Below are 13,561 nucleotides of genomic sequence, written 5' to 3' on the forward strand. Positions count from 1 at the left end.
AAACGGGGCAGTGATTGTTTCGTTTTATCCAAAATGTCAGTTAATTCAGCAAATAAGCATGTATTTCGCCTCTTTCAAAATGGTTGATCCTGTTTTTGTATGTTTTTTAATAAATAGCCAAAATTAGTGTATAAGACAGGCTAGGTAATGCAAAAACTATCCATAATCTATAAAAAAACCCAATCTATAAAAGGAAAGGAGATGATACGATTGTTTCGTAAATCTCCAAAAAAAAAGAGTAGACACCTTCCAACCGAAGAAAAGAACCAGGAAGCTCTTTCTTCGGATCTTGACGATAATGTTCAAAAACTGCAGTCGATATTTGAAACAAGTTTTGATATCGTTTTTCATCCTTTTGCAATGGCAAACGAAATAAAGGCTGTTGTTATTTATGTAGAAGGTTTAGTCAATATCGATTTATTGGAGGAACATGTTTTAACTCCTTCATTAATAAAAAATGCTGAGCAGCAGCAATCTTTAGAGGAAAGAGTGCAAGAAGCATTACCTATTGCTAAAAAGAAAAAAGTAAATGCAATACAAGCTTGTGTAGACAATATTTTTATAGGAAATCCAGTTTTATTAGTAAATGGGCTCGATAAAGGGTATGCGTTAGGTTTGGCGAGCTGGGAACAACGCTCTATTGAAGAACCTTCAGGTGAAAATGTGGTAAGGGGTCCCCGTGAAGGGTTTATCGAAACTTTGGGGGTAAATCTTTCCCTTATTCGCCGCAAGATAAAAAGTCCATTATTAAAAACAGAATCAATGAAAATTGGAAAATATACGAGTACAAATATTGCTATTGCCTATATAAAAGGAATTGCAGAAGAGGGGCTAATAGAGGAAGTAAAAAGCAGACTGAATCAAATAGAGCTTGATAGTGTATTGGAGAGTGGTTATATCGAGGAATTAATTGAAGACAATCCTTATTCGCCATTCCCGCAAATTCTTAATACAGAAAGACCTGATGTAGTTGCTTCTCATTTGTTAGAAGGGCGGGTAGCCATTTTAGTGGACGGAACTCCTTTCGTACTCATTGCTCCTATCAGTTTTTTCAGTTTATTGCAGTCATCAGAGGATTATTATCAACGCTTCCTTATTAGTTCATTTATACGAATTTTACGCTTTGTATTTATGGTGATGTCTTTGTTGTTTCCATCCCTTTATATAGCCGTTGTTACATATCATCAAGAGATGATTCCAACTAATTTGTTAATAAGCATTGCAGCAGCGAGAGAGTCTGTTCCATTCCCAGCATTTGTAGAAGCACTTATTATGGAAGTGACGTTTGAGGCATTGAGAGAAGCAGGGGTTCGTTTGCCGAAACAAATCGGTTCAGCTATTAGTATTGTTGGTGCACTTGTTATTGGGCAAGCTGCTGTTCAGGCGGGTTTGGTGTCCGCTCCAATGGTAATTGTTGTTGCTGTGACAGGGATTGCTTCCTTTATGATTCCCTATTATTCACAAGGAATATCATTGCGTATGCTGCGGTTTCCAATAATGGTTCTGGCAAGCACACTAGGATTGCTAGGCATTATGCTTGGTGTTATTTCTATTATTATTCATTTATGTGCCCTCCGATCATTTGGCATTCCCTACCTTACACCACTTGCGCCTTTAAAGGGAAAGGAGTTAAAAGACTCTATTATTCGAGCTCCGTGGTGGAAAATGAACACTCGTCCTCATTTAACAGGAAATTATAATAAAAGGCGGCAGTCAGGTGGACAAAAGCCTGATCCTAAAAGGTGAAAAGCTCACGCAAAAGGTGATTCACATATGGCATTTAAAATGCTTTGAAGATTGGCATACGTTTTCAATAAGGTATCTTCCAATCAAAAATAACTCTTATTACTCTCGATAGTAAGTGATAAGAAAGGAACTGCTTCAATGAATATGCATGTATTTCCAAAACTAGTAAAAATGATTCTACTTCTGTTTTTTTGTATGAATTGTTTGTTTTTAACAGGCTGCTGGGACAGACGAGAAGTGTTTGATATGGCAATTGTATTAGGAACAGCTGTTGATAAAACAGGAGAAAACGAAATAGAAGTTACTTTGCAAGTGTTAGTGCCAAAAGCTGTTGGAGGTGAAGCAGCAGGAAGCCAGGCAAGTGACGGAAATGTGGTTATCGTACGATCAGAAAAAGGGAAAAATATAGCAGATGCCACATCTAATTTAGAGATGCAATTATCAAGAAATATTTTTTGGGGTCATTGCAAAATGTTCATCTTTGGAGAAAGTTTGGCAAAGGAGAATGGGATAAGAAAGGAACTTGATTTTCTTACACGCCATCCACAGCCTAGAGAGCGGGCATATATTTATATTGCGGAAGGAAATGCGAAGAAATTTTTAAAAGAGGCACCTTCTTTAGAATTATATGTTGGCGAAGGTATGAGAAAAATGATTGAGAAGAAAATTGTTGTAAAAAAGACCATAAAAGATGTAGAGGAAATGTTAACAAGTGATTCACCATCCGTTATACTTCCTTATTTAAAACTGCTTAAAAATTCAAATGAAAAAAATCAGCAGATTATGACCATTTATGAAGCAGTAGTGTTAGATAGAGATAAAATGGTTAGAGTAATAAACAATAGTGAAATGAGAGGGCTGTTGTGGATTCGCAATGAGACAAAAGTAAATAGTATAACCGTTCCTTTAGAAGGACAAGAATATGTGTCGGTTCGAGTCGTTGAAGGAACAACAAAATTAACTCCTTCGATAAAAAATGGGAAATGGAAAATAGATATCAATGTATCCATGCAATGTGCTGTGATTCAAAATGAAACAAACTTAGATATGATGAGCCCTAAAATAATTGAAAAGCTAGAAAAAGCAGTAGGAAAAATGACAAAATCAAAAATAGATGATGCATTACAAGTGATCCAAGATGATATCCAAGTTGATGCGTTGGGGTTTGCTGATGCATTTCATAAGAAATATCCTAAAGAATGGGAAAAAATGAAGGGAAGCTGGAATGAGTTTTTACCCGAAATAAGTATTAGTACAAAAGTTCAGGCAGATGTGCTTCGGGCGGGATTAACAACATTACCGGCAGGACTAAAGAAAGAAGAGGTAAAAAAATGAAGTGGATATCAGTATTAGGGATTATTTGTCTGCTTACTCTTATCTTTGTATATGAATGGCCAAAAATAAAGAAGACGGACAAAAAGGAAAAATGGACATTTCTTGTGTTAACTATGTCCAGTGGAGTTCTGGCAATTGTACTACTATTTTTTCCAACCATACCTGGTCCTTCTCAATGGGTTTATTCTGTGTATAAACCTTTTAGTAAACTACTTCAATAATATCATGAAGGAGATTATAAAAGATGCTGAAAAAAGAGAAAATTTCTGCATTGCAGTTGGGTATGATGATGCATCCTGCCATAACGGCTACTGCTATTTTAGTGGTTCCTGCCATTACGAGTCATTATGCAGACAGGGACATGTGGATATCACCAATAATAGGATCCGTTATGGGGTTTATTACATTGATGATTATCTATTTATTGGCGAGACGATTTCCTAATGAAACGCTTATTCAATATAGTGAAAAAATTCTGGGGCCATTGTTTGGAAAAATAATTGGATTAGCTTATTTGTTTTTTGTATTCCATGCTTGTGGAATTATTATAAGACAATATACGGACTTTATTATTAATTCTTTTTTGCCAACAACACCTATGTATGTGGTCATTGGAAGTCTTGTTTTGATTAGTTCATTTGCGGTAAAAGGTGGTTTAGAAGTGATAGGGAGAGCAACACAATTATTGATTCCGTTGTTTTTAGTTTCTCCATTGATTCTTTTATTGCTTCTAACGGAATTTAAATCTGGAAACATGCTGCCATTCATGGAAAACGGAATAAAGCCTGTGCTGCTTGGTGCAGCTCTTCCTCAGGCTTGGTTTAGTGAGATTTCTTTAGTTTCTATGCTATTTCCATTTTTAACCGATCAAAAGAAGGGGTTAAAATGGGGAATTATCAGCATGGTTATGGTAGCCGGTTTTCTTACATTTGAAAATATGGTTAGTGTTTTTTTATTCGGGTCATCTACAGCCGAATACAATTATCCTGTTTTTTCCGCTTTTCGTTATATAAGCATTCCCCCATTTTTTGAACATTTAGATGTATTTATTGTGATTGTTTGGGTCATAGGAGTGTTTGTTAAACTTTCTGTGTTTTATTATATTTTTTGTTTAGGTACGACCCAATTATTAAGATTATCAAATTATCGATCGATTGTTTTTCCTTTAGGCGTGTGTATTGTATCGATGAGTTTTTGGGTTGCTCCGAGCACAGCAGAACTTAATGAACTTTTTGCTCTTACAGATCCGTTTTATGTTACAAGCTTTATGACTATTATCCCGTTCGTCCTTTTGATTATGGCCATAATTAGAAAAAAGAAAACAACATTAACACAAAGAATTGATAAAAAAATCTTAAACAAATAAAAAAGCGAAATGAACTTTCAATGAGTAGAAAAAACGAGGGGAAGAGAATGAATAAACAAATTAAAATTTCAGCTTTTCAGATGATGTTTCTTCTCACGATGACCATTTTGTCAACGGCTATTCTAAGTATACCGGCAGTTACTGCTAACCGTGCAGGACGTGATATGTGGATCTCTCCCTTTTTTGCGAGCATGAGTGGAATATTTACTGCCTTCATTATTTATCGACTTCACAAAAAGTATCCAAATGAAACTATTTTTCAGTACAGTAAGCATATTGTTGGTGTTTTTTTAGCTAAATGTATCGGTTTTATTTATTTGACCTATCTGCTATTAGTAACAAGTATCATTGTAAGAGAATATGCAGACTTTATTAGAGTATCTTTTTTGCACTTAACGCCGTTATTTGTCGTGGTAGGAAGCATGATTATCGTTTGTGCTTTTTCTGTACGTGCGGGATTAGAGGTTATTGCAAGAGCGGCTCAAATATTTTTTCCGATTTATATTCTTCCGTTATTAATATTGCTGCTTCTTATTTCAGACTTTAAATGGGATAATATGTTTCCCATTTTAGAGCATGGATGGCAAGTGCCATTAAAAGGAGCTATTCAGCCAGCACTTTGGTTTAATCAAATTTTTATCATGGGAATGCTGCTTCCCTATTTAACAGATAAATCAAAAGGAAAAAAGATGGGGTATGTCACGATTATTTTTAATTTAATTTGTATGGTTTTTATTAATTTTGTTTGTTTATTTGTTTTTGGTGAAGGGGTGAGTTCATATACCTATCCAGTTTTTACTGCTTTTCGCTATATTTATATACCGCCATTTTTTGAACGATTTGAGTCGGTGGTTATTGTGGTCTGGGTATTAGGAGTATTTATAAAGCTGGCACTATTTTATAATGTGCTTGTTATCGGAACAGCGCAATGGCTGGAAATAAAAAATCCTAAATCCTTTATTTTTCCATATGGATTATTCATTATTGTGCTTGCCATATGGGTTAGTCCAAATATGGCTATTTTATCTAAATTTATTGAGCAAATAGTGCCAATTCTTGAAGTCACCTTATATGTTTGTATACCAGTTGGATTATTAATAATAGCACTGTTTCGGGGGAAAAGCAGAATGGAAGAAAAATAATGGAAGGGGAAAAGGGTGGTGGCTTGAACATCCTTTTCCCCTCCATGGATAGATAGTTTTAGAATGGCTTAAATGTATATTTTCCCTCACCAATCATAATCGTTTTTTCTTGAAGGCCCTTATTATCGGTTTTAAAGATTAAGTCGGTAAACTGATTTTTAGAACCTTGTTGAAATTGAAAGCTTTTATCTCCAATGGAAAGAGTAGCAGTTGTTTCTGTTGTAGATGAGAGCGTTAATCCAAACAAGTTTTGCCAGTGTTTCGCTGCCTCTATTGGATTTTTTACGGTGAAAACAGCTTCGTTGATCACCGTTTTTCCAGCGGGATGTGATTGGATGACCCCGCTATTTAATAGGTTTTGATAACGCTCATCATCTGTTCCTTTCCATTGGATGACAAATGGATAAATAAGTCCTTGAAAATCGCCAGCAATTGTTAGCATTTTCCACTCAATTAATTGACCTTTATTATCTAGGCGCTTTCCAGCCATTATTGGAGAGATTTCCAGTCCAGCAGCTTCTAAGTTCGCTGCAACTTCTTCAATATCATCCGTTCTTAAGGCGACGCGACTAAGCGCTTCATGTTCTGGCAGAGTGGTAAGGGAATCTTTCACAACAGCATTTGGATCTTTTACCGTTGCAACTAACTCACGATCTTCAATTCCTAAAAATTCAATATAGGTTAAATCAAAATAGCTTAAGGCATTATAGGTGCCCCATTGTTTATGTGAACCACCTCTAAAAGCAATTAGACCATTCTCTTGGAAAATTTCGATTGATTTGTCTAAGTCATTTACGTAGTGAACGACATGATCCCAAATGATTTTCGTCATTATTTTTCTCCTCCTAATTCGGTTGTTCTTTTTACTGCTTTTAGCACACTTCGTTGTAATCCAGCTGCAAAGTCACTGTTGTTCAGTTCGTATAATGCATTAATGCCAACACCTGCTGGAGAATTATTAATATCTAATAATTGTCGGGGATGTAATTGCGTTTTCTGCAGCATTGCTACTGCACCTGCAGTGTTTTCTAAGGCGATTTTCCATGCCTGTTCTCGTGGTAAACCTGCCAAAACTCCTGCATCTGCTAACGATTCAATAAAATAATAGACATAGTTTGGTCCTGCAACCCCATATCCAGTAAAAATATCGATAAGTGATTCATCAATATATTCTACTTTTCCAAATCCAGTTAAAAAGGAAGCTGCTTGTTCTTTGTTTGCATATTTATTTAAGGCGACGCCACTATATCCTAGTCCTGTATCTGTTAATGTATTTGGAATCACACGGATAATAGAGCGAGTTTCGCCAAGATAGGAAGATAGTTTCTTAATGGTCACCCCTGCAACAATGGAAACGATCACTGCGTCCTGTGAAGATTCTTCTGTGATATATTGACATATTGTTTCTATATCGTCTTGAGGGCGAACAGCTAGTACAATAAGATCTGCTGAAGCTAGTTTTTCTTTCGGAGAGGTTGTTGTAATAATACTATATTTTGATTGAAGAAGTTCACAGCGAGCATTATTTACATCAAATACACTGATTTGTTCATTTATGTATACTTCATTGGTTAACAAGGCACGAATAATTGCTTCTGCCATTTGGCCTCCGCCGATAAAATGTAGATTACTCATACATCACCATTCCTTTTTATTTTTGTCTGTTTCATTTCGGTTGTTGTTATGTAACGCACCATTTTATTTTTTGAAAAGGACTGCCAGCAATCCGTTGTTTTTCTGTTCGTTAGACGATGCTAAAAAACGGAGGAGTGCTGATCATTCTGAAAAATTTCTTATTAGGATCTTTATTTATAAAGTGATTCTTCCATTAGTGGAGGATTTCGCCTCTACTGATAGAAGGTTGAACTTATCGGATTTACGGTCCGATTTTTGCCACTAGCTTCCTCGGTTTCAAAGCATCCCCAAGTTGAAGGGATGCTGCCTGTTAAGAGTGGGACAAACTAAATTATTTCCAAGAATCCAACAAAATAAATCCATCATATTTTCCTTCAGATTCAATATATGATTTAAATTTATCAGATTCATAGGCTGCTTTTAAATCTTTTGCCCATTGTGTATTTTTGTCTGCTTCATTGATGGAAACAATGATGCGATGCTGTTCAGGTGTATTTTCGATTTGAAGGGCATCGGTAATTTTTTGACCAGCATTTGCAATATAGTTTCCGTTCACAACACCAAAATCAACATCTTGCAAAGAAACTAAAATTTGTGCAGGATCTAAGATTTTAAAATCGATTTTGTATTTATCTGGTGTTACACTTTTTAAATTGAAATCAGTTGTACCAGCGTCTTTTGCTACTTTTACCCATCCAAGGTCTTCTAAAATGCGAACTGCGCGTTCTTGGTTAACAGGATCATTAGGAAGAGCAACAGTTGAACCATCTTTCACTTCATCAAGAGATGTATGTTTTTTTGAATATAGACCTTGAGGTGCACTTGGAACAAATGTAAGGCCAGTCATTTTCGTATTTAGTTCTTTATTGATTCCTTCCATATAGGCAGTACTTTGGAAGATACTTGCATCAATGGAGCCTTCTTTCATTGCTGGGTTTACTTGCATGTTTTGGCTGAATGTTTTTACAGTAACTTTGTATCCTTCATCTTCTAAAATAGGCAGGATTCCTTTGCGAAATTGATCTTCATATGTTCCGACACCAAAGCCAACGGTGATTTCTTTTTTATCCTCACCTGCTTTTTTATCATTTCCACAAGCTCCTAAAACAAAGATAAGTCCAATGATTGCTAAAAATAAGATTTTTTTCATTAGTTTGTCTCCTTTTCTAATATAGAATCATAAAATGCTTGTAATGCTTTATCTTTTACGGTAAGAGGGATAGCACAGTTTGGAGCTAAAATAAAAGGCTCGTTTTCCATTTGTTTTAATGCTTTTTCCGCCTCATTTGTGATGGTTTGAACATTATCTCCTGCAAATAGGTGATGATCGACTCCACCAACCTTTGTTGCTTTTACGTCAGCATGTAAGTCTGGATTTCCATCTGCCTTTGTATCCCAGCTGATTCCTTCTATTGGATAATCATTGAACCTTTCTGGAAGGGCATATGGACCGCAAGTATGAAGAATTCTTTTTCCGCCTTGTGCAGCATCTAAAACAATGGAATCATATGGTCGTGAAAATTCATTAAAGGCTGCTTCATCAAAAAGCTGCGGATGAGCTGTTCCAGTAACAGCATAGAAAAGTCCATCTATTCCAACCTTGTATAATTCTGCTACATAATCAGCCAAGGTCAGCGAAATAGAGTGTAAAGCATGATGGACTGCTGCTCGATTCTCTGTAAATAAGCTTTCTAAACTGACAGGGTTTTTAATGCCAAATACTGTTTCATATACATAAGCAGATCTTCCCGCTATAAAAAGCAAAACAGTTAACGGCGAGAAAATGGTTTGTGTAAGTGGGGTATCAGGCAAACCTTGGCGTATCGCTTTGGCTGCTTGCAATTGTTCCACTAATGGTGCAGAAGCAAGCGCTTTTTTTACTTCAATATTCCATATATCTGCTGGATTTGGAATAGCTGTTGTCAGCTGTTTCGGAAAAACGGTTTGATACGTTTGAAAGTCATATGAATTTCCCCAAATCTCTGCTAAATAAGTGGCTCTTGGATTAATTTTTACCCAATCCCAATTGAATTTTTTTGTAAAATTAATCGTTGTTTCTGCTAAATCTTCTGCATTTTGTTCCTTTTCAATAAAATGCCGCCATGCACTTACGATTGGACGATCAGCTTTTTCTCCAGATAATAAAGCATTAAATCTTTCTTGTTTCGTCCATGAGCCCATTTTTTTACCTCCTATTTAATCTCTATTCTATATTCTTCATGCTAAAGAGGGAAGGTTTTCCTTCTTCAGACTGCCGACAAATATCTTAAAATATTGCCTGCACTCTGAAGAAGGAAATTCCCTCTTTTAGTTCCGTCTTACTTTTCTTGCTAGATAGTTTCCAAGTGATTGCATTCCTTGGACAAAAATGATCAGAACGATGACGGTAGCTATCATGACAATGGTATCAAATCGCTGGTATCCGTATGAAATGGCTAAATCACCAACACCACCTCCACCAACTGTACCAGCCATTGCGGTAGCTCCAATTAGACCGACAGTAGCAGTTGTTAAAGTTAGGATTAACGATCCAAAAGCTTCAGGCAATAGAAAATGCCAAATGACTTGAAATGGAGTGGCACCCATTGATTCTGCTGCTTCTAATATCCCAGGATTTACATCCAATAAGGAGTTTTCTACTAATCTTCCAATATAGGGAGCTATATAAATAATAAGTGGTACGATAGCTGCTGCAGTCCCGATTGATGTTTGGACAATTAATCGTGTAAAAGGAATGATAGCAACTAATAAAATAATAAATGGAAGAGAGCGGACAATATTAATAATTGGGTTTAATAGATTGTATAAAATCTTATTTTCCAGTACGCCTCCACTTCTTGTAACTACCAATAAAATACCAAGTGGAATTCCAATTAAACTTCCTATTAAGAGGGAGAATCCCACCATGTAAATCGTATCAATAATTGCTTGGAAAAATTGATCTAATGAAATGGTTGTACTAATCATTATTCTGTAACCTCCTCAATGAAGACACCCTGTGATTTTAGATAAGCAAGTGCTTCTGTTATTGCTGAAGCATCCCCGTTAAACTGGACAATCATGTTCCCTAAAGCTGTTCCTTGAATTTCTGTCATATTGGCAAAAAGAATATTAAGCTTAATTTTATATTGGTGAATAAGTTCATAAATAATCGGCTCTGATGCAGATTCTCCAACAAACTCCAATTTATAGCGACTTCCTGAAAGCTCGTTTGCTTTTTTCTGAATCGTACTTGGAATATTAGTATTGATGACGGTTTTAACAAAATTCTTCGTTGTAGGATGCTGTGGTTTGCCGAAAACTTCTAAAACCGATCCTTGTTCAATAATTTTTCCTTGCTCCATTACAGCAACTTTATTGCATATTTCCTGAATAACGGCCATTTCATGTGTGATAATCATAACAGTAATGTTATACTCAGCATTTATTTTTTTTAACAACTGCAATATGGATTGTGTTGTTTGAGGATCCAATGCAGATGTTGCCTCATCACATAATAGAATGGACGGGTTGGAAGCAAGTGCTCTTGCAATGCCTACACGTTGTTTTTGCCCGCCTGATAATTCATTTGGATAACTGCTTGCTTTATCGCTTAAACCAACAAATTCTAATAATTCTTTTACACGTTTTTCTATTTCGTCTTTCTTTTTTCTTTGAAGGACAAGAGGAATGGCGACATTATCAAATACTTTTTTTGATTCTAATAAATTAAAGTGTTGAAAAATCATCCCTATTTTCTTTTTTGTAGCACGAAGTTGTTTCTCACTATAGCTGGCAAGGGAGACGCCGTTAACAAATACTTCCCCTTTTGTTGGTTTTTCCAGATAGTTTACTAAACGAATCAGTGTACTTTTCCCCGCTCCACTATATCCAATTACTCCGAAAATATCTCCTTCTTCTACCTTTACATTAATTCCCTTAAGTGCATCATTGGAAATGCCTTTTCGGTGATAAGTTTTGTATATGTCTCTTAGCTCAATCATTGGCATATCTTTTCCCCCTGTTTGTATACTCTATATTTAAGTGGAATATTCTACTAATTAATAATGGGTAATATACATCAATTCCTATTAAACCTATAGGTAATAAAATACCTCTCAAATCGATAGATATAAATAGGTAAAAAGAACTATTTATACATATTCGTTATTTTTTGTGGCATGGAATATGCTGTTAACGCTTGTTCAATATCATCGATAATATCTTCTGCATCCTCTAATCCTAGGGAAATACGGATTAATTCATCGGATATGTTGAATTTAATTTTTTCTTTTGTTGGGATAGAAGCATGAGTCATAGATGCTGGATGCTGAACTAGTGTTTCTGGATCTCCTAAGCTAAAGGAAATATAAGCCAGTTTCAGTGCATTCATAAAAGTTGTGGCGGTATGGTAATCTCCTTTTATTTCAAAAGATACGATACCCCCCATTAATTTCATCTGCTTTTTTGCAAGTTCATGTTGAGGGTGGGAAGGAAGACCGGGATAATAGACTTGTTTAACAGCTGGGTGGGATTCTAGGAATTGGGCAACTTTCCATGCATTGTCACAATGTCTTTGCATTCGCAATGCCATTGTTTTTAATCCTCTTAAAATTAAATAAGCGTCAAAGGCATTTAAATTTTGCCCCAAATTCCCCATTAATGTTTTTCTCATATAATGAATAGTCTGTTGATTTCCAACAATAAAGCCTGCAAGCACATCTCCATGTCCGTTGATATATTTTGTTGCACTATGGACGACAATAGTTGCCCCGTCTTCCAAAGGTTTCTGCAGGTAGGGTGTCATAAATGTGTTGTCCACAATAAGTGGAAGGTTATTAGACTTACAGATTTCAGCTATCTCCTTTATATCAAGGATGGTTAATAAAGGATTAGAAGGGGTTTCGATATAAATTGCTTTTGTATTTTGTTTAATTGCTTGTTTAATAGAATGGATGTCCGTACAATCTACATAATCAAACTGAATACCGTATCGAATGGCAATAGAAGCTAAAAAGCTGTAAGTTCCTCCATAAACATCTTTTGTAACAAGTACATGATCATCTTTTTTTACATATGCGAGAAGGGCGGTAGCAATAGCAGCCATTCCGCTTGCAACCCCTAGGGCAGCTTCTCCTCCTTCTAAAGAAGCAATTTTTTTCTCTAATTTTGCTAAAGTTGGATTTCCATAGCGCCCGTAAAATGTACCTTCTTCTTCACCAGCGACTACTGCGGCGGCAGTTTGTACATCTGGAAAAGCATAAGCAACGGCTGGTGTAATACTTGTAGAAATTGCTCTTGTTTCTGAATCTGGCATTTGGTTTTCATGAATAACTTTTGTATCAATTCTCCATGTACTATTCTTCATCTATATCCAACCTTTCTATTCTTTCCATTGCAGTTGCTAAGCTGCTAAATATATGATCTTTCATCGCATTTTCCGCTGCGTCAGGATTCTTCTCGATTATTTTTTGCAAGATTAAGCTGTGTTCCTCATCTGCTTGAGCATTCCAATCGCCATTGGCAGAAACAAGGAGGCAATAACGGAGAGAATGATCTCTAAGCATATTTAATATTTTTTCAAAAGTAGTTAGTCCACTAATTTTTCCTAAATAATCATGAAATTCAAATCCATAGGAAACAAACTCATGATTGGATTGCTGCAGAAAAGAGGATTTAATTTTTTCTAATAGATTGGTTAAATTAATAATATCGTGTTCAGTTGCAAGTAATGCTGCACTTTTAGCAATACTCCCTTCTAACATACTTCTTATTAGAAATATTTCTTTCATTTCTTTTTTATTAACAGAAGCCACTTTTAAACGGCCGTTTGTCTGTCTCACTAGAAAATCTTCTAATTCTAATCGTTGAATGGCTTCTCGTAATGGAGTTCTGCTTATTTCCAACATAGCAGCCAACTGTTCTTCTCGAACAATTTCATCTGGTTTTAAAATGCCTTCTATAATTTTTTGTTTTAACACCGAATAAGCATGATCTTTTGTTAATCGGCGGCTATGTACACTATTCATATTTTCCTCCTAATTTATACAATTGAATAACTGTATAATTGTATACAATTATGACGATAGTTTTTTCACTACCAATATAAAGTCTATTTCTTCTGCTTAAATTTGTTTAATAGATTCACGAAGAATGTCCAACTAACTATGTTATGTCAACTGTAACTGGTTTCGTTGATTGTTGTATAATTGTATACATTTATTTATTTGAAGAATTTAAATTTTCTGACTACTTTATGATAGTAGTATACTAGCTCCTTTTTTTATCGTCAATATGTTTTTTTTAAAAATACATAAATGAAGAATGCCACATCTAGCGGATCTCAGCTTACTCTGTC

General features: G+C 35.5%; 13 protein-coding genes. 5 read left to right on the forward strand and 8 right to left on the reverse strand.

Annotated elements, in window-relative coordinates; translation table 11 throughout:
• Nucleotides 1-201: 201 nt before the first annotated feature.
• The 5 genes from AC5LWL_RS04455 to AC5LWL_RS04475 all read left to right on the forward strand — a co-directional run bounded on the left by AC5LWL_RS04455 (nt 202) and on the right by AC5LWL_RS04475 (nt 5,589).
• Complete coding sequence (locus AC5LWL_RS04455; protein WP_493433194.1) at nt 202-1,746, forward strand: spore germination protein; 1,545 nt, start codon at nt 202-204, stop codon at nt 1,744-1,746.
• A gap of 138 nt (nt 1,747-1,884) precedes the next feature.
• The gene (locus AC5LWL_RS04460; RefSeq protein WP_493433195.1) at nt 1,885-3,081 is read left to right on the forward strand and encodes a Ger(x)C family spore germination protein; all 1,197 of its coding nucleotides are present in this window, start codon (nt 1,885-1,887) and stop codon (nt 3,079-3,081) included.
• Complete coding sequence (locus AC5LWL_RS04465; RefSeq protein ID WP_493433196.1) at nt 3,078-3,302, forward strand: hypothetical protein; 225 nt, start codon at nt 3,078-3,080, stop codon at nt 3,300-3,302. The genes AC5LWL_RS04460 and AC5LWL_RS04465 overlap by 4 nt, the downstream gene beginning before the upstream one ends.
• 23 nt (nt 3,303-3,325) lie before the next feature.
• The gene (locus tag AC5LWL_RS04470) at nt 3,326-4,447 is read left to right on the forward strand and encodes a GerAB/ArcD/ProY family transporter (protein ID WP_493433197.1); all 1,122 of its coding nucleotides are present in this window, start codon (nt 3,326-3,328) and stop codon (nt 4,445-4,447) included.
• A 47-nt stretch (nt 4,448-4,494) separates the two neighbouring features.
• Complete coding sequence (locus tag AC5LWL_RS04475; RefSeq protein WP_493433198.1) at nt 4,495-5,589, forward strand: GerAB/ArcD/ProY family transporter; 1,095 nt, start codon at nt 4,495-4,497, stop codon at nt 5,587-5,589.
• A gap of 58 nt (nt 5,590-5,647) precedes the next feature.
• Here AC5LWL_RS04475 and AC5LWL_RS04480 read toward each other — a convergent pair whose 3' ends face one another.
• The 8 genes from AC5LWL_RS04480 to AC5LWL_RS04515 form a co-directional block, all read right to left on the reverse strand.
• On the reverse strand, nt 5,648-6,421 hold the full coding sequence (locus tag AC5LWL_RS04480; RefSeq protein ID WP_493433199.1) for a VOC family protein: 774 nt from the start codon (nt 6,419-6,421) through the stop codon (nt 5,648-5,650).
• Nucleotides 6,421-7,224, reverse strand: a complete 804-nt coding sequence (gene proC / locus AC5LWL_RS04485; RefSeq protein ID WP_493433200.1) for a pyrroline-5-carboxylate reductase — start codon at nt 7,222-7,224, stop codon at nt 6,421-6,423. The genes AC5LWL_RS04480 and proC overlap by 1 nt, the downstream gene beginning before the upstream one ends.
• A 331-nt stretch (nt 7,225-7,555) precedes the next feature.
• Nucleotides 7,556-8,374 (reverse strand): MetQ/NlpA family ABC transporter substrate-binding protein, encoded by an 819-nt coding sequence (locus AC5LWL_RS04490; protein WP_493433201.1) that lies wholly within the window; start codon nt 8,372-8,374, stop codon nt 7,556-7,558.
• Nucleotides 8,374-9,405, reverse strand: coding sequence for a uroporphyrinogen decarboxylase family protein (locus tag AC5LWL_RS04495; protein WP_493433202.1), 1,032 nt, complete (start codon nt 9,403-9,405; stop codon nt 8,374-8,376). Before AC5LWL_RS04495 ends, AC5LWL_RS04490 begins: the two co-directional genes overlap by 1 nt.
• A gap of 126 nt (nt 9,406-9,531) precedes the next feature.
• A complete protein-coding gene (locus AC5LWL_RS04500) occupies nt 9,532-10,191 on the reverse strand; it encodes a methionine ABC transporter permease (RefSeq protein WP_493433203.1) in 660 nt (219 codons plus the stop codon).
• Nucleotides 10,191-11,207 (reverse strand): methionine ABC transporter ATP-binding protein, encoded by a 1,017-nt coding sequence (locus AC5LWL_RS04505; RefSeq protein ID WP_493436542.1) that lies wholly within the window; start codon nt 11,205-11,207, stop codon nt 10,191-10,193. Before AC5LWL_RS04505 ends, AC5LWL_RS04500 begins: the two co-directional genes overlap by 1 nt.
• 146 nt (nt 11,208-11,353) lie before the next feature.
• Nucleotides 11,354-12,571 carry a trans-sulfuration enzyme family protein gene (locus AC5LWL_RS04510; RefSeq protein ID WP_493433204.1) on the reverse strand — a complete coding sequence of 406 codons (1,218 nt, stop codon included), beginning with the start codon at nt 12,569-12,571 and terminating at the stop codon, nt 11,354-11,356.
• Complete coding sequence (locus tag AC5LWL_RS04515; protein ID WP_493433205.1) at nt 12,561-13,232, reverse strand: GntR family transcriptional regulator; 672 nt, start codon at nt 13,230-13,232, stop codon at nt 12,561-12,563. Before AC5LWL_RS04515 ends, AC5LWL_RS04510 begins: the two co-directional genes overlap by 11 nt.
• Nucleotides 13,233-13,561: the final 329 nt, after the last annotated feature.

It is taken from the genome of Niallia sp. WK069_GA_01 (assembly GCF_983173855.1).

Excerpts from the sequence above, each read along its gene's own strand:
- AC5LWL_RS04455 (WP_493433194.1), top strand. The coding sequence starts at position 202 with ATGATACGATTGTTTCGTAAATCTCCAAAAAAAAAGAGTAGACACCTT.
- AC5LWL_RS04460 (WP_493433195.1), top strand. The coding sequence starts at position 1,885 with ATGAATATGCATGTATTTCCAAAACTAGTAAAAATGATTCTACTTCTG.
- AC5LWL_RS04465 (WP_493433196.1), top strand. The coding sequence starts at position 3,078 with ATGAAGTGGATATCAGTATTAGGGATTATTTGTCTGCTTACTCTTATC.
- AC5LWL_RS04470 (WP_493433197.1), top strand. The coding sequence starts at position 3,326 with ATGCTGAAAAAAGAGAAAATTTCTGCATTGCAGTTGGGTATGATGATG.
- AC5LWL_RS04475 (WP_493433198.1), top strand. The coding sequence starts at position 4,495 with ATGAATAAACAAATTAAAATTTCAGCTTTTCAGATGATGTTTCTTCTC.
- AC5LWL_RS04480 (WP_493433199.1), bottom strand. The coding sequence starts at position 6,421 with ATGACGAAAATCATTTGGGATCATGTCGTTCACTACGTAAATGACTTA.
- proC (WP_493433200.1), bottom strand. The coding sequence starts at position 7,224 with ATGAGTAATCTACATTTTATCGGCGGAGGCCAAATGGCAGAAGCAATT.
- AC5LWL_RS04490 (WP_493433201.1), bottom strand. The coding sequence starts at position 8,374 with ATGAAAAAAATCTTATTTTTAGCAATCATTGGACTTATCTTTGTTTTA.
- AC5LWL_RS04495 (WP_493433202.1), bottom strand. The coding sequence starts at position 9,405 with ATGGGCTCATGGACGAAACAAGAAAGATTTAATGCTTTATTATCTGGA.
- AC5LWL_RS04500 (WP_493433203.1), bottom strand. The coding sequence starts at position 10,191 with ATGATTAGTACAACCATTTCATTAGATCAATTTTTCCAAGCAATTATT.
- AC5LWL_RS04505 (WP_493436542.1), bottom strand. The coding sequence starts at position 11,207 with ATGATTGAGCTAAGAGACATATACAAAACTTATCACCGAAAAGGCATT.
- AC5LWL_RS04510 (WP_493433204.1), bottom strand. The coding sequence starts at position 12,571 with ATGAAGAATAGTACATGGAGAATTGATACAAAAGTTATTCATGAAAAC.
- AC5LWL_RS04515 (WP_493433205.1), bottom strand. The coding sequence starts at position 13,232 with ATGAATAGTGTACATAGCCGCCGATTAACAAAAGATCATGCTTATTCG.